Origin of the sequence: Candidatus Nitronereus thalassa (assembly GCF_032191465.1) — a bacterium.
GTDB lineage: Bacteria > Nitrospirota > Nitrospiria > Nitrospirales > UBA8639 > Nitronereus > Nitronereus thalassa.
The window spans coordinates 43,454-57,523 of sequence record NZ_JAQOUE010000001.1; the positions used below are offsets into that span (position 1 = coordinate 43,454).

At 49.4% G+C, this 14,070-nt stretch carries 16 protein-coding genes; 11 read left to right on the top strand and 5 right to left on the bottom strand.

Annotation, left to right across the window (positions count from 1 at the left end; all coding sequences use genetic code 11):
• Positions 1-24: 24 nt before the first annotated feature.
• From PPG34_RS00175 to PPG34_RS00190, 4 genes are all read right to left on the bottom strand, one after another.
• Positions 25-321, bottom strand: coding sequence for a YkvA family protein (locus tag PPG34_RS00175; RefSeq protein WP_313831102.1), 297 nt, complete (start codon positions 319-321; stop codon positions 25-27).
• Positions 322-467: 146 nt separating this feature from the next.
• Positions 468-650, bottom strand: a complete 183-nt coding sequence (locus PPG34_RS00180) for a hypothetical protein (protein ID WP_313831103.1) — start codon at positions 648-650, stop codon at positions 468-470.
• A 12-nt stretch (positions 651-662) separates the two neighbouring features.
• Complete coding sequence (locus PPG34_RS00185) at positions 663-1,238, bottom strand: redoxin domain-containing protein (RefSeq protein WP_313831104.1); 576 nt, start codon at positions 1,236-1,238, stop codon at positions 663-665.
• 442 nt (positions 1,239-1,680) lie between these two features.
• Positions 1,681-2,376 (bottom strand): helix-turn-helix domain-containing protein, encoded by a 696-nt coding sequence (locus PPG34_RS00190; protein ID WP_313831105.1) that lies wholly within the window; start codon positions 2,374-2,376, stop codon positions 1,681-1,683.
• A 322-nt stretch (positions 2,377-2,698) separates the two neighbouring features.
• Between PPG34_RS00190 and PPG34_RS00195 the strand changes: the two genes are divergently transcribed.
• The 11 genes from PPG34_RS00195 to PPG34_RS00245 all read left to right on the top strand — a co-directional run bounded on the left by PPG34_RS00195 (position 2,699) and on the right by PPG34_RS00245 (position 13,033).
• Positions 2,699-3,499, top strand: a complete 801-nt coding sequence (locus PPG34_RS00195; RefSeq protein ID WP_313831106.1) for a cytochrome c3 family protein — start codon at positions 2,699-2,701, stop codon at positions 3,497-3,499.
• 614 nt (positions 3,500-4,113) lie between these two features.
• The gene (locus PPG34_RS00200; protein ID WP_313831107.1) at positions 4,114-5,226 is read left to right on the top strand and encodes a flippase-like domain-containing protein; all 1,113 of its coding nucleotides are present in this window, start codon (positions 4,114-4,116) and stop codon (positions 5,224-5,226) included.
• Between the two features lie 70 nt (positions 5,227-5,296).
• Positions 5,297-5,692 carry a hypothetical protein gene (locus tag PPG34_RS00205; RefSeq protein WP_313831108.1) on the top strand — a complete coding sequence of 132 codons (396 nt, stop codon included), beginning with the start codon at positions 5,297-5,299 and terminating at the stop codon, positions 5,690-5,692.
• A 139-nt stretch (positions 5,693-5,831) separates the two neighbouring features.
• A complete protein-coding gene (locus PPG34_RS00210; protein WP_313831109.1) occupies positions 5,832-6,263 on the top strand; it encodes a tetratricopeptide repeat protein in 432 nt (143 codons plus the stop codon).
• Between the two features lie 679 nt (positions 6,264-6,942).
• Positions 6,943-7,704, top strand: a complete 762-nt coding sequence (locus tag PPG34_RS00215; RefSeq protein ID WP_313831110.1) for an RNA polymerase sigma factor — start codon at positions 6,943-6,945, stop codon at positions 7,702-7,704.
• Positions 7,705-7,937: 233 nt separating this feature from the next.
• Positions 7,938-8,942, top strand: a complete 1,005-nt coding sequence (locus PPG34_RS00220) for a sugar phosphate nucleotidyltransferase (protein WP_313831111.1) — start codon at positions 7,938-7,940, stop codon at positions 8,940-8,942.
• Between the two features lie 33 nt (positions 8,943-8,975).
• The gene (locus PPG34_RS00225) at positions 8,976-9,188 is read left to right on the top strand and encodes a DUF2934 domain-containing protein (protein WP_313831112.1); all 213 of its coding nucleotides are present in this window, start codon (positions 8,976-8,978) and stop codon (positions 9,186-9,188) included.
• Positions 9,189-9,309: 121 nt separating this feature from the next.
• The gene (locus tag PPG34_RS00230) at positions 9,310-9,822 is read left to right on the top strand and encodes a QcrA and Rieske domain-containing protein (protein WP_313831113.1); all 513 of its coding nucleotides are present in this window, start codon (positions 9,310-9,312) and stop codon (positions 9,820-9,822) included.
• Between the two features lie 27 nt (positions 9,823-9,849).
• Positions 9,850-11,166: a cytochrome b N-terminal domain-containing protein gene (locus PPG34_RS00235; RefSeq protein WP_313831114.1), complete on the top strand. Its 1,317-nt coding sequence runs from the start codon at positions 9,850-9,852 to the stop codon at positions 11,164-11,166.
• A 40-nt stretch (positions 11,167-11,206) separates the two neighbouring features.
• The gene (locus PPG34_RS00240) at positions 11,207-11,716 is read left to right on the top strand and encodes a c-type cytochrome (protein WP_313831115.1); all 510 of its coding nucleotides are present in this window, start codon (positions 11,207-11,209) and stop codon (positions 11,714-11,716) included.
• 96 nt (positions 11,717-11,812) lie between these two features.
• On the top strand, positions 11,813-13,033 hold the full coding sequence (locus PPG34_RS00245; RefSeq protein ID WP_313831116.1) for a hypothetical protein: 1,221 nt from the start codon (positions 11,813-11,815) through the stop codon (positions 13,031-13,033).
• Between the two features lie 135 nt (positions 13,034-13,168).
• Here the strand turns inward: PPG34_RS00245 and PPG34_RS00250 are convergent, their stop codons facing one another.
• The gene (locus tag PPG34_RS00250) at positions 13,169-14,026 is read right to left on the bottom strand and encodes an SHOCT domain-containing protein (protein ID WP_313831117.1); all 858 of its coding nucleotides are present in this window, start codon (positions 14,024-14,026) and stop codon (positions 13,169-13,171) included.
• Positions 14,027-14,070 lie beyond the last annotated feature (44 nt).

Here is a 14,070-nt window from a genome sequence, read left to right on the forward strand (position 1 = left end):
CGCGGTCCAATCGAAGGAAGAAAATTAGGCTTGATTTCGATCCATGTCGACTTTGTTTCCGTACTCATTAAGCAACTCTGTGGGGATCAGTTTTAGCGCTATGATCACCAAAGTGGGCACAATAATAAAATCATCGATAAACCCCAACCCAGGGATTGAATCAATAATAAGATCAATGGGCGATAAGGTATATCCAATGGCCATGGCGAGAAACCATTTTGCCAATCTGGGGACACGTCTATCTTTAACGAGGAGTTGATAGACTTTAATTTCACGTTTAAATTTTTTAGCTACCGCCTTCACCCCCTGCCCAAAAGCCATGGCGTCTCCCTCATAAAAGTTTTTCGCATACCCATCGGCGATTTGTTACCCCTGCCTCTATTGCGGGCGTAATCCTCAAGAGCCCTGCGCACACGGCCGAACTTAATAGTCGCAGATCATTTTCTGGAAATGGACCGCGCTCCTTCTTAACAGGCTCGCCGTCCAATCGAAGGAAGGAAATGATGATCCGTCTTCAAACAGCCCGCCAACTGGTTGATCTGGCGAGCGAATACCCGAAATTCCTCCCGTCCGAAGTGCAAAGTAAGAAATCCATATGTGAGGTGCAGGTTGCCACACCCACACACGTTCAATTTGACTGGTCTACTCATTCCCGTTTTCCCTCATGAAACGCTTCCTCCTGTGCATGGGCTTGGCAATATGGGAGAATCGGGTGTGTTGGTGAACTCGGAAAACGTGAGAGGCGCGACAGCTGCTGGCTCATGGTTCATTTCGCAGGCAGGCTGGTGTGTTCCTTCCTGGCAATATTTCAGCATTTCTATCACAACCGCCATCCCACGAACATCCAACCTATGGACCAAGCAATATCGGACGATCCCTTCCGGATCGAACACGAAACTTTGGCATCGGTCTGGAGATTTTTGACCAAATAATCCCAAACGTCGAAAAAGGCGTTTTGAAGGATCGGTAAGAAAGGGAATCCGAAGTTTGCCGATCTTTCGAATGGAGGGGTCATAACATGCATCGGGTTCCCAAAGAAAGCTCAGTAGAACGGCGCCCTGTTCAGCCACGGACTGGCTTTGTTGGTTAAGAAAAACGGCCTTGTCCAACGCCAGTCGTGGCATACAGCATACAACGCTCCATTGGCCAGTGAGTTGGGCAAGATCAAAAACAATTATTTCCCCCTCAACTATGGCCGGAATTCTGATTTGTGGGAGTGTGGAATAACCAATTCGCATGGTAATCACCTCATTCAGTAGGTTAGGGTTTATTCTTGTTGTTAAAGGGGCGGGGGCGCCCCGGAGAATGGAAGGCGCCCCGCCAAGGAGGCGAAGGGTTGAAATTCGCTCCCCTTTTTTCGCATGGGATTTTCGGTTTGCTATCGGGACCATGGGAAAAATCCAAAAAAGGGGTTTTGAAATCAAGCGAATAAAAATGATTCCCAATATCATTTTCATAAAGGTAACAATTTGTTTCTCTCATTGGAATGTCCACCCTCCAGAGAAATTATGCGCAGAGAACGGATTTCAAAAGATTAATTTGGCTCAGGGAAGGAGAGAAGGATGAGGGAAAAATCGTCCACGACTTTCATTCCGAACATCATGCTTGATTCTCCAAAACCGGGTGCGCATAAGTTTGGAAGGGGTCCCTTGCTTCCAGGGTGGCAGGGGGCCACGGCTCCTAGCCGTAGGGGAGTGCTCTTTTGTCCGATGGGTTCCGCAGAGCGGATGAGGAAAATGCCACGGGCTCTGTCCGTGGGAATCCATGCTTACGCTGGTGAACCTGCTCCCTGTATTTCCTGGGAGAGTGGCCGGTCGCTTTCTTAAAAAAATGACTGAAGGCGAATTGGTCCTGAAATCCAAGACGTTCCGCGATATCCGCTATGGGGGCGAATCCTTCCTCCAAGAGGACTTTGGCCTTTTCCAATCGATGTCGTTTCAAGTAGCTGGAAAACGCTTCTCCCATTTTCACCTGAAAGAGTTCTGAGCAATACTTTTCTGAGTAGCCGAGAAATTTAGATAATTCCTTCAACGTGAGTCCCTTGTGCAAATTGGTGCTGATGAAGACTTCAATTTGTTGAGCCAAGTCGGGGGTAGGGCGGGGCGGGCCCTCCATCTGTCGGAGACATTCATTAAAAACGTGAGGAGCAAGGTGCTTGAGCTTTTGCTCCATTCCAACCTGCTTGACCCGTGTGGTCCAATCAGTAAGATACTGCTGGAATTCGACAATGAGGTCATTCATTATTCCATGCGGACCAAAGGATTCCTGTGGGTAGAGTTTCCCGCGCAGCATGCCCCGCAACTCCAAATCCGATCCTTCAGAATTCAGTTTTGAGGGACCGTCACGGAACGTAGAAGGCTTGAAGAATTGTTCCATACGAATCGTCCTAATCCCCCCTGAGTCGTTTTTTCTTGCGCGTAACGCCGCAATGGCCATGACCCGATAAAAAAAAGCCCAAGGTCAGGTTCGTTGACCTTGGGCTCGGGGATCGCATCCCTTGGGCCTCTAAGAAAAGAGCCAGCTGATTTAATTAAATTTTATCAATTATAATGAAAACCATAATCATTTTCAAGTATGCGGAAATCTACCTATCTTCTCTTCCCTTGTCCATGATATTCTTAATTTTTCTCGCCCTCCACGTTTGGGCGGCCATTCACTTTGGATTGCGGTGGTTTTCATGAAAACTGGGTGGTGATTTATGGGTAAGCTGGGAATTGTTGCTATCACGCTACTCACGATCGTAGGGGGATTAGGCCTTGTCTATACCAGCGTCGGAACCCCGATGGCTGCCAACACCTGGCAGCAATTGGTCAATCCAGGGGAACTCTCCGTTGTCCATGCTTCTCTGGAACAGAATTGCGCAGCCTGCCATACCGCGGTCATGGGAGTGGATGCGACGAAGTGCATCCTTTGCCATGCCAATGAGGAATCGCTCCTGCAGCGTCAGCCGACGGCCTTTCATGCCGACGTCAGAGAATGTCGATCCTGCCACCACGAACATCGAGGGCACGTTCGAAAGCCCTCGAATATGGATCACCGGGCTCTGGCCAAGATTGGCTTACTCAACCTCCCGAGTGATGAAAATTCATTCGGCGAAGCAGAAATGGTGCGCTGGAACCTGACGAATTGGCTTGAGCATTCAGAAGTGCTATTGCCTTCACCGCTTGCCAATCATCACGTCGCACCAGAAGAAGCCATTTTGAACTGTGCCACTTGTCACAAAAACGATGACCGGCATTTTGAACTCTTTGGCCAGGATTGTGCGGCCTGCCATGCCACCCAGGCCTGGACCCTTCCCGAATTCCAGCATCCCCCCGGTAACTCAATGGATTGCGTCCATTGTCATCAAGCGCCACCCAGCCATTATATGAAGCATTTCACCATGATTTCGCAAAGAGTGGCTGGCCAGCCACAGGCCAGAGTGGATCAGTGCTTTTTATGCCATCAGACCACCTCATGGCCGGATATTAAAAGAGCCGGGATGTATAAACATCATTAATCTTGGCAATATTGTATCTCCGTCCGGCCTCATTCCATGAATCGTCTCATACGAGCGACTCTACTGAAAAGGATGTTTAATGGAGGGTATTGTTAATTTAAGTGATCTTTTTATTAAAAAACCCAGCGCCTGACCTAAAAGCGTGGGGCATCCTGTTCGAGAATAAAGAAGGGGAGAAATCTTACGCTAATTTTTTCTTGTTTTTTTTGCTCCTCTAGCCTATGTTTAACCTATGTCTCGGGTATTTTTTATTGGCGTGCTCATTATTTCTCTGTTCTGCATGGGCCAGGTGATGGGAAGTCATGGCAGTTCAACGGGCCATTTCCACCATCACAGCTCGATTTTTTGTGCCACTTGCATGGGACCGGTAGATGTACGTTTTACTCCTTTCTTTTTAACTCTGGTTGGCGCCATGACGATGGCCATTCCAAAGTCACTTCCTTATTTATCAGTGCGAGAATATTTCCGCCCTCCTCGCTTTCAATAGCTCTCCGTTCACCATTCTTAAAAAATTGTGATTGAACATCCTGTCATTCTGACCAGCGTGTCTGGGTAAATTCCAGGTGATTTGGACATCCTGTTATTACAATTTTTTGTCTCCTCAAGGGAGAGACATGATAATGCGAGGCAGAACGCTTCGGCTATTTTTCACAAACAATTGCAGATGCCTTCTTGACGAGGAACGTGGATTCTTATGTGTTGATGCTCGCCTCCTGAAGTGGGCCCTGTTTCTCGTGGGTCTGCTTACGCTCCTGGGCCTCGTTGGGCATATTGGGCCTGAGCGGATTCTGGAGACGGCGGCAGCTCTGGGCCCCATCGCCCTTCTCATCATCTTCTTGCCCTCAGTCCTTATGTATGGACTGGATACGTTGGGATGGCGATTCACACTGAGCCGATACCTCTCTTTCCTGCCGTTCTGGCGGCTTTGTGCCGTCCGAATGGCCGGTGAAATGGTGAATATGACGACCCCCACTGCATCTGTGGGAGGGGAGCCGTTGAAAGCCTACCTGCTCAAGCGGAGCGGCGTACCGATGGAGGATGGACTTGCCTCTGTCGTCGTTGCCAAGACCACGATGACGCTTGCCCAAATCGCGTTTATTCTCCTAGGGATCACCCTGGGGATTTGGATCCTTCCGTCGTCAGGAGGGGCATGGTCATTTACCCTTCCGGTACTTGGGGCTTTAGTCAGTGTCGGCCTCTTGCTGTTTGGAATAACCGTCTTTGTCGTAATTCAACGTCATGGTTTGTTTACGAGTCTGTTGGGCCTCCTGAGAAGGTGGCGGATTCAGTTCAAGTATTTAGAAGTCCGGGAAAAAAAGCTTCTGGCTTTGGATCGATCGATCCAAGCTTTTTATATCCGTGACCGGCGTGCCTTCTTCCAGTCCACCGGTACCTTTTTCCTAGGCTGGTTGACGGAGGCCCTAGAGGTCTACGCGATTCTCTTTTTCCTGGGAGTGCCAATAGACCTTCCGACAGCCTTGGCCATTGATGCTTTGTCCACTTTTATGAAAGGTGGGACCTCTTTCATCCCCGGAAGTATTGGTGCCCAAGAAGGCGGCAATATTCTGCTGCTGGTGACCTTCGGCTTTAGCGAACTGATCGGGATCCTATTCGCGCTAGTGCGGCGCTTTCGCGAGTTGGTTTGGATTTGTGTCGGTCTGATTTGTTTGGCAGCGATGGGAGGACAGAGCCGGGAAATGCCGGAGGCAAGTGCCAAGGGCAACTAATGCGGGACCCTAATATTTGGTTGACCTATTTATAGTGACAGAACGCTAGATTCAGAGGAACTAGCTCTTCATGCCCGGGACCAGAATTCCCGACGTTTTAGTGGAGGACATACTAATGGGAAAACGTATGACTATACCTTGGACTGGCAACCCTATCCAGGACAAGGAAGAGAAAACCGCGAAGCCAGAGCGAACGATCATGCAAATCATTGCCGCCGAGGGCTGGCAGGCCGTGTATGCGATTAAACCTGAGACCAACCGCCATAACCCTGTCTTCGTCTCTCCCTTGGCGTGCTGGGCCTTAGTCCAGGAAGAAACACGTCGATATGTCGTGGGGTTGGATTGCACTTTATCCTACTGTAACCAAGGTGACAATTTCTTAGGCTACTTGGCTCCTGGAGAAAACCCCAAAAAATGGGAGGATACAGCAATCAGAAATCTTCATGTATACCCACAAATAGAGTAACGCCTAGAAGACACCCGCCATCTATATTTTTTTGGGTATTGAGGTAGAAGAGTATAGTTGCGATTTAAGAACGAAAGATTTAATGGAATGTCATAAAATTAAGATAAGGTATCTAAACATCCAGAAAAGGAGTTGAGAGATGAAAAGAAGTGGCTTGGAATGGAAAAATTTTCTGTTGCTGATCTTGGCATTGACGTTTGTTGGGTGTGCGACGAATAGCCACCATCATGAGGAACAGACTCTTCGCCCACCGGCAAACGCTGAGCCTGTTGCAGCGCAAGCCCTTCTTGAAGGGAACAAACTCTTTGCCGAACATCAATGGACCGCCGCAAAGAGAAAATTTATGGCCGCCATTCAAGCCGAACCGACTTTGGCAGAGGCCCATTACAACCTTGCGCTGACCCTAGAAGAACAAGGTCGTCTTTCAGAATCCCGCGTTCATTATAAGAAGGCCGCGGATTTGGCCCCTGGGAATAAGGTGATTTGGAATGCTCCCCCTTTCCGTCAATATGGAACGGTTGAACCAGAGACTCAAGAAGCTCCTGCTGGCCCCAGTGGGCATTCCCATTAAGAAAGTCTGGCTGCAATGCTATTGGGGTCACAATGAATTCAAAGTCTTTTTACTTCCGGGAAAGCGCAAAGAAACATATGTGGAAATTTGGGGCAACCAGTATTTTTTTATGGGGAAATTAAACCACAGGTCTGAATGCTAATTACGTGGATCATTATCTTTAATTTCCTGATTTTTTTGCTCTTTTAGTTATGGCATTTTTTTTGCTTAGGGTATGTGTAAATGGGATTAGTTTTCTGGGGAAAGCCAAGACCTTTTACTAACGTGTAAAATTCCAATGAATCCTCAAACGGGGAAGATGAAATTAGCGCTTACGTCTTTTGTACTCTTGGTCTTTTTGGCATGCGGGGTCACGGGCGTATTCTGCCCTATGGCCTCTTCGGCCACTGAAACACACCACTCTCAACCAGCATCTCACCATTCCACTAATGGAGATTGCCCAGATCAGCTCAAAATTTCTGAAGAGGCCTCCAAGCAATTAACCTTTCCCTTACTTCAGGTTATAGCACAGGACAAACTTGGAGATTTGTCTGACTCTTTCGAACCTCGTATCTCTAAGATTTTTTTCAAAGAAAGCATGGTCACCCCCTCTTCCTATCCTCCCCCGTTTCTTCTCTTCTCCGTCCTTCTAAACTAAATCCCAGCACCACCTACGAGTCAAAAAGTCCAGAAACAATTTTTGTTTCTGCGCTCTTATCTCTCGTATGAAAAATTTGAAAACACGTCAGAAGAACAATCTTCTGCTGGACTCCTCGGGCAACACCATTATCAAGGATTTAACGACAGGCAAGCGGTCACACGAAAGATGGCTCTCAGAATGAATAGCCAAAAAGGAACACCAAAAGGCGTATCCCATTTGGGGGAACACAAATTGGACCAGATTTTACAAATTGCTCTTATTCAGAATCGTAAAAAATTCCTTCAATTTCTCAACCAACGGGTCGGAAGTAAGGAATTGGCCGAGGACATACTCCAACAATTCTGCTTAAGAGCCCTCAATAAGGAAAGCGCTCTCAAAAAACCTGGCAGCGTGGTGGTTTGGTTGTATCGAGTGCTAAACAGCACGCTGATAGACTTTTATCGTCGTGAAGCAAAGAGACATCAAGGTGAGGCCGAATATGCTCGCTCTCACAATGATCATGTACAAGAATGTGATGTAAATCCTGAAACCGTTTGTATGTGCTTCTATGAGCTCATCCCAACCCTTAAAGGTGAGTATTCCGAAATCTTGCAACGAATCGATCTCAATGGAGAATCACATGCAACCGTGGCCAGGGATCTAGGAGTCACCGTCAACCTTGTGCGAGTACGTTTGCACCGGGCTCGACAGGCCCTGAAACAAGTTCTGCTGATGTCTTGCTGTAAATCCTGCCATGAGGAAGGTTTCATGAATTGTGAATGTACGCACGGAGGGAAAGAGCACTCAACCTGTATTCATTAAATCAACTGTAATGTGGAGAGGTCTTTACCGTCTTAAGAATGATCGGTTTTATCAAAAATCGGGTTAAAAGATTTCTGTGTGGCTATAGGGATTCAAAGTAGATGGAGATCATGGCTCAAAAAATCGCAGCAGAGTGGTCGGTTGGGCATTGGCCTTAGAGACTTGAAGGAAAATAAGGCCTTTTTCATCCCTAACATAAACATGGATTTTACCTTGAAACAGGGAGGGACATCATGAATACCCCAAATAAACCTTGGTCAATTGTTCTAGCCGGCGGTGAAGGAGAGCGTGTGAGGCCATTGGTGCAATCCTGGCTGGGGCGGCACAGGCCCAAACAATATTGTACCTTTGTGGGAACCCGGTCCATGTTTCAGCATACGCTCCATCGGGCAGCCAAACTCACGACTCCCGATCGTATGGTCACCGTAGTGGCTCATGGACATGGGAACGAACCTTGGACCCAGTTTGATGGCATTCAAGGAGGCCAAATTCTGCGTCAACCGCTGAATCAGAACACTGCGGCTGGAATATTCCTTCCTCTCGCCTACATCCGCGCGAGAGATCCGAAAGCGACGGTGGTCCTTTTTCCATCCGACCACTTTGTATACCCGGAAGACCGATTTTTAAAAGTGGTTCAGTTTGCCGTGCAGGCTGCAGAGCATCCACCCTGGCGTTTGGTCCTGCTAGGCGTTCAACCGGATCACCCGGAGCTGGAATATGGCTGGATTCAACCAGGGGCCACGCTCAATCATTCTCCTTTTGGTCAAGTACGGGCCGTACAGGCATTCCTGGAAAAACCGGATTTCGCGCAAGCCAGCCAAGCGATGGCATCGGGAGCCTTGTGGAACACCCTCATCCTGGCTGCAAAGTTGCAAAAGTTGTGGGAACTTGGCTGGTACTGTTTTCCTGAGATGATGCCTCTCTTTGAGCGGCTGTGCGAGGCCATTGGAAGCCCAACAGAAGGCGAGGTGTTGGATCGGATATATAAAGTCATGCCAGCCAGAAACTTTTCCTCAGGGTTGCTTCAACAAGTCCCTGAACACATAGCCATGATCCAAATGGCCGGCGTCTTGTGGAGCGACTGGGGCAAACCGGAACGGATTGTCGAGACCCTGCGGAAGATTGGAAAGGAGCCTGCGTTTCCTTTGGGACTCCTCTCAGGTCTGCCACCCGTACACGCAAGGAGTTTAAAAGTCGCCCCAATAGGGGTTTCCGTTAAGAAGCACGTCTCAGTTTAGGAAAACAGCAAACCTACAGTAAGGAGAATCATTATGGCGAAGCAGCAACTCTTAAAAAAGAACCGTGGCAATGATGAAGTGCCAGATCCAACCCAGGGCAGTCAGGACGTACCAGGAGTCGATGATCTTCAAGTCTGCATCGCCCATCGGGCCTATGAGCTTTATGAGCAAGAAGGATGTTGTCACGGACATGACCTTGATCATTGGCTGAAAGCAGAGCAAGATGTTTTGAGCAGTAACCTATAATGTAGGCAACCTGTTTCGTTTGAAGGCATGGGAAGTAAATGACGAAGAATTTTACTGGTGAAGAAGGATGAAGTGACCTCTCTTTGTGAAAAAGTAAGACATTTTTAAGAAAGGAATACTCATGAACTCTTCCGAAGGCGAAGGCCGCCGAACATTTTTGGGATGGGTGAGTGGAGGTATTGCTGCGGCAATTGGCCTGGTGGTTGGAATGCCCCTCGTGGGTTACACGATTTTGCCAGCCCTGAAGCGACGAGAAGCGGAATGGAATGATGTGGGCACAGTGCAATCCCTCCAACCCGGGATTCCCAAGGAAATGGATTGCATTCATTCCATTGCCGACGGATGGCAGAAAACCGCCACCAAAAAGTCGCTTTGGGCTGTCAAGGACGATGCTGGAGCGGTGACGGTCTACTCGCCTCTCTGCACTCACCTCGGCTGTGGCTATCGGTGGGAGGCGGATCAGCAGAAGTTCCATTGCCCTTGCCATCATAGTTTTTTTGCCTTGGATGGGAAGGTCCTATCAGGGCCAGCGCCTCGCCCCCTGGACATACTCCCGGCAAAAATTGAAAAGGGCCGGCTGTTGGTGCTCTACAAAGAATTTAAGGCGGGGACGGCGGCGAAGATTGAATTGTAATAGTCATCTTGAGGCAAGGAGGGCTGTGTGGGACGGCGAATTTTTCGATGGCTAGATGAGCGGTTAAACCTAGGACCGGTAAAGATCGCGCTCTTGAACGAACCGATTCCCGGGGGGGCGAGCTGGATCTACGTCTTCGGCAGCATCACGCTGTTTTTCTTTCTGCTCCAAATGGTCACTGGCATGTTTCTCGCCATCTATTACTCGCCCTCGACCGAACATGCGTATATGAGTGTTCGCTACATCATGGACGAAGTTGCATTCGGCTCATTCATCCGCGGGCTTCACCACTGGGGAGCGAGCGCCATGATGGTGGTCATTGGGCTACACATGTTGCAGGTGTTCTTGTACGGCGCTTACAAACGGCCACGTGAGTTGATGTGGATTGTCGGGGTGGTGCTGTTGATCCTGACGTTGGCGTTTGGATTCAGCGGCTACCTCCTGCCGTGGGATCAGCGGGCCTATTGGGCCACCCAGGTTGGAATCAATATCGTGGGAACAATCCCGTTGGTTGGCGATTCACTCGTTCGAATCATCCGTGGAGGCCAAAATCTTGGCGCCATGACTCTGAATCGGTTCTATGCCCTGCACACACTCTTTCTTCCCTGGCTGGTGATGGCTTTGGTTGCCCTTCATCTTTTTGTTTTGCGTAGAGTTGGACCGGCAGGACCCTGGGATGAAGTTCGTGCAGCTCGACTCCAGGAACCTTTCTGGCCGAAACAAGTGGCCATGGATGCCGTGGCGATTGGCCTGGCATTTCTCATCGTGGTGGCCTTTGCCATCGGAAGCCCTGCGCCGCTCGCCGATCCGGCTAATCCCTCGGATACCAGTTTCATGCCATTACCTGAATGGTACTTTCTCTTTTATTACCAGCTTCTCAAATACTTGGAAGGTCCCTGGGAGATCGTGGGAACTCTTGTCCTTCCGATTCTGTTTTTTGCGGCTCTCTTCCTGCTCCCTTGGCTGGACCGCCGAAGAGAACGGCGGCCTTTTTCGCGATCAGTGGTGATGAGCGCAGGTGCCGGCTTTCTCGTGTTGGTTTTTACGCTCCTGACCATCTCGATCTGGGAAGTGGCGTCTCTTCCCAAAATTGATCCCTCGGTCCATCGGGGGAAAGTCTTGTACCAAGAACTTGACTGTGCAGGTTGCCATCGCATCCATGGGGAAGGCGAGGCCTTTGCCCCGGACCTGTCCTATGTTGGGGATTATCGAGACAGGGATTGGTTGATCCGGCATTTCAAGGATCCACAGGCGGTAGTTCCGGACTCGGACATGCCGGAATACGGGCTGAATGAGCAGGAGCTGAATGACCTCACCAACTATATGTTGGTATTGAAACGGTAAGGATACAGCATGGCTCGCTCACGAGGGATGAGCGATGAGAATGAAATTAGCTTTTCACAAAGGAGGCGTGATGAGTAAGGCCGGCAAGATTATGAAAGGTATTCTCACCCTATCGGGTCTGGTTATGACCATGATCCTCTTCAGTTCGGGTGAGGCGCTCCCAATCTTTGGTTTCTCCGAGGATGAGAAAAAGCTTAAAGAGCACTCTGTTCAGATTCCCCCTGAATATCAAGGCAAACAAATGCCGAACGGATGGTTGACGGATCCGAAGGTGCTTGCTGTAGGAAAGGCCATTTATGAAGGCACCGGGAATTCCGACGTCAACTGCGCGGGATGTCACGGCATTGACGGCAAACCCACTAGGAAAGGAAAAGGAGCGCCCGATCTTTCCGATCCTCAAGAAGCTCAAAAAAGTAATGCCCAGTGGTTTTGGGAAATTTCTGAGGGAAAGCGTCGGACCAAAATGCAAGGCCATGCGAAGCACCTCACCGAGGAGGAGCGTTGGCAGGTGATTGCCTACATGCGGACCTTTGCTCAATCAGCAAAGTAAGTAAAGTCGGGTCTGTTTGTGGCGGAAGGCCGGTCCGCCCTCAACCATCAATGTTTACAGTGCTATCAAAACCATTTTTCATTCAAGGAGGATACCATGAGAAAATTTCTGGTCACCATGCTGGCACTAGCGACGATCTGTGTCAGCCTGGCAATTCTGGTTCCACCTAATCCGGCTTCAGCGGTTCCATCTTTTTCCCGGCTGCATGGCTTGCCATGTAATGAATGTCATTCCGCATTCCCCCGTCTCAATCCGTTTGGGATGGACTATAAGCAGCGCGGGTATCGACTTCCCGGAGAAGAGGGGCTCTTCATTTGGGATCAGAAAACGCTTCCGATTTCAGCATTAGCCGTAGGCCGACTTCGCATCAGCCATCAGGACAATCCCGTAACCGGCGCGCGAACGCGCACCCGGAGCCGGTTCGAACTCGAAGAAGTGGAGTTGATGGTTGCCGGTACTGCTGCGCCAAAAGTGGGATATTTATTGGAGTTTGCACAAGAAGTGGCTGATGGTGAGGAATTTGGCACGGAGCAAGCCTGGGTTCAATTCAGCGACCTGCTACCCGCAAGTCTCCTTAATCTACGAGCGGGAATGATGCTCAACGAATTTTATTTCATCTCCCAAAAACGGCGGTTAACATTCCAGCGATACCTTTCTCCGATTACGTTCAACGTCACTGGGGTGGAACTCAATGGAACGTGGAGACGCTTGCGATTCGCCGGGGGAGTTGTCAACGATGAGCGATCATCCAGCACGAGTACACCTCCCAATACTCCGGCAGTCAATTTGGAAACTAGATTGCAGGGCTATTACGTGTGGGGAACCTATACCATCGCGGATCAGACTCTCGGCATCCGCTATATCAATACCAAATCCAATTCCGACAATCCTTCGCCGGTCATCGATGGCCGAAATCGTCAGCAACTGGATGCCACAGTGAATCTGTGGTTTGCCCCGGTCGAAGTGATTCTCGGGTATTTTCATAATTTTGATATAGGCGGGGTCAACAGGCAACAACGGCGAAGTTTTTTGGCGGAAGGAATCGTGGAAGTTATACCGGAAAAACTCTTCCTCGACACACGGTTTGAATTACAAGACACGGCTTTTGTGACCGGGAGTCCGAATAATCCAACGACCGCGAATGGGACGCAGGTGACAGCGAATCTCACATACTATTTACTTCCGAACATACGGTTGATCGCCGAATTCGACAAAGTCAGCGGAGAAGGATTGGGGGTCTTTGCGTTTGCCGGTCCCAACTCGAGTGCCACTAACAGTGAAGAAAGATATATGGTTGGTTTTCAGATAGGACTTTGAGTGTGTGACCGGGGGGCCATCCGTTATCTCCTGTAGCTGCGCCATCTCATGGCGCCTCTGGCACACGGGGAAGCAGCATAAGATGCTGCCGCTACAGGAAGACGTCTATTTTCTAAGCAGCAGGGAGGAATATTTTCAAAATGAGCCAAGAATTTCTTTCCGTTTCTTCTGGTATTCCGGCTCACTGATCAGCCCCTCCTGGTGCCAGGATTTGAGCTGACGGAGTTTGTGTTCCGCTGAAGAAGGAAGGGGTTCCGAGGGTTGGGAAGGTGCTGCGATAACAGGTTCCTTGGAATCTTGTGCAGGACCCAGAAACTGGTCGTACCCGATCAAAAGTGTCAATGGAGAGAAACTTTGGGATAAGGCGACCGATGATTCTCGATTTGTGAGAATGGTTTGATGGGGGCCTGGCACGATGTGGAAATCTGGTTTAGCAAGCGGCTTCAGTGGCGTTTCTCTCGCTTGCTCTCTTTTTCGCTCACCTGCGGCTGGTCTATTCACGTTGGCCAGTACGACGGCAAGTTGTGTTCCTTGTACGAACAGAGCTCCTGAGGTGATGACTGGGATGCCATCTTCTCGTGGCCGGTTCACCAAAAAGACGACCATTTCCTCAGGCTGGGCTTTGGCAAAGGCTGTCTTTATTTGAGGAGCAAGAAGCTCGGCGATGTCGGGAGGAAAGACCGATTGGGGTTGTGTGTCCTCTCGGAAGACATAATAATCGAGCAGGCTGACCTCTTTCTGGAATTTTATGGACTGCAAAATCAGAGAAAGATCCTGTGACGTGAATTCAATAGGATGGCTATTGGGCTCGGCTCGCGTCTCTCCAGGAAATAAAGGACTGTCCAGCCTGACCATCAGAACGGGATCCTGAAAAACAGATCGGGAAAACGTAGGAGAGTTGCCGCAACCAGACAGAAGGACAGCGATGAATAAAGCGATAATCAGAAACCCCTTGCACAATGTCGTTTGGTTTGCGGCTATTAGAAATCGCATGGCGAGATTATAGGGTGGGGTAGGAAAGAGAGCAACCAGCGGTT

Bases quoted from the DNA above. Each gene is read 5' to 3' on its own strand.
- PPG34_RS00200 (WP_313831107.1), top strand. From the start codon at position 4,114: ATGATAATGCGAGGCAGAACGCTTCGGCTATTTTTCACAAACAATTGC.
- PPG34_RS00205 (WP_313831108.1), top strand. From the start codon at position 5,297: ATGCCCGGGACCAGAATTCCCGACGTTTTAGTGGAGGACATACTAATG.
- PPG34_RS00220 (WP_313831111.1), top strand. From the start codon at position 7,938: ATGAATACCCCAAATAAACCTTGGTCAATTGTTCTAGCCGGCGGTGAA.
- PPG34_RS00195 (WP_313831106.1), top strand. From the start codon at position 2,699: ATGGGTAAGCTGGGAATTGTTGCTATCACGCTACTCACGATCGTAGGG.
- PPG34_RS00190 (WP_313831105.1), bottom strand. From the start codon at position 2,376: ATGGAACAATTCTTCAAGCCTTCTACGTTCCGTGACGGTCCCTCAAAA.
- PPG34_RS00245 (WP_313831116.1), top strand. From the start codon at position 11,813: ATGAGAAAATTTCTGGTCACCATGCTGGCACTAGCGACGATCTGTGTC.
- PPG34_RS00230 (WP_313831113.1), top strand. From the start codon at position 9,310: ATGAACTCTTCCGAAGGCGAAGGCCGCCGAACATTTTTGGGATGGGTG.
- PPG34_RS00180 (WP_313831103.1), bottom strand. From the start codon at position 650: ATGAGTAGACCAGTCAAATTGAACGTGTGTGGGTGTGGCAACCTGCAC.
- PPG34_RS00175 (WP_313831102.1), bottom strand. From the start codon at position 321: ATGGCTTTTGGGCAGGGGGTGAAGGCGGTAGCTAAAAAATTTAAACGT.
- PPG34_RS00240 (WP_313831115.1), top strand. From the start codon at position 11,207: ATGAAATTAGCTTTTCACAAAGGAGGCGTGATGAGTAAGGCCGGCAAG.
- PPG34_RS00210 (WP_313831109.1), top strand. From the start codon at position 5,832: ATGAAAAGAAGTGGCTTGGAATGGAAAAATTTTCTGTTGCTGATCTTG.
- PPG34_RS00185 (WP_313831104.1), bottom strand. From the start codon at position 1,238: ATGCGAATTGGTTATTCCACACTCCCACAAATCAGAATTCCGGCCATA.
- PPG34_RS00250 (WP_313831117.1), bottom strand. From the start codon at position 14,026: ATGCGATTTCTAATAGCCGCAAACCAAACGACATTGTGCAAGGGGTTT.
- PPG34_RS00225 (WP_313831112.1), top strand. From the start codon at position 8,976: ATGGCGAAGCAGCAACTCTTAAAAAAGAACCGTGGCAATGATGAAGTG.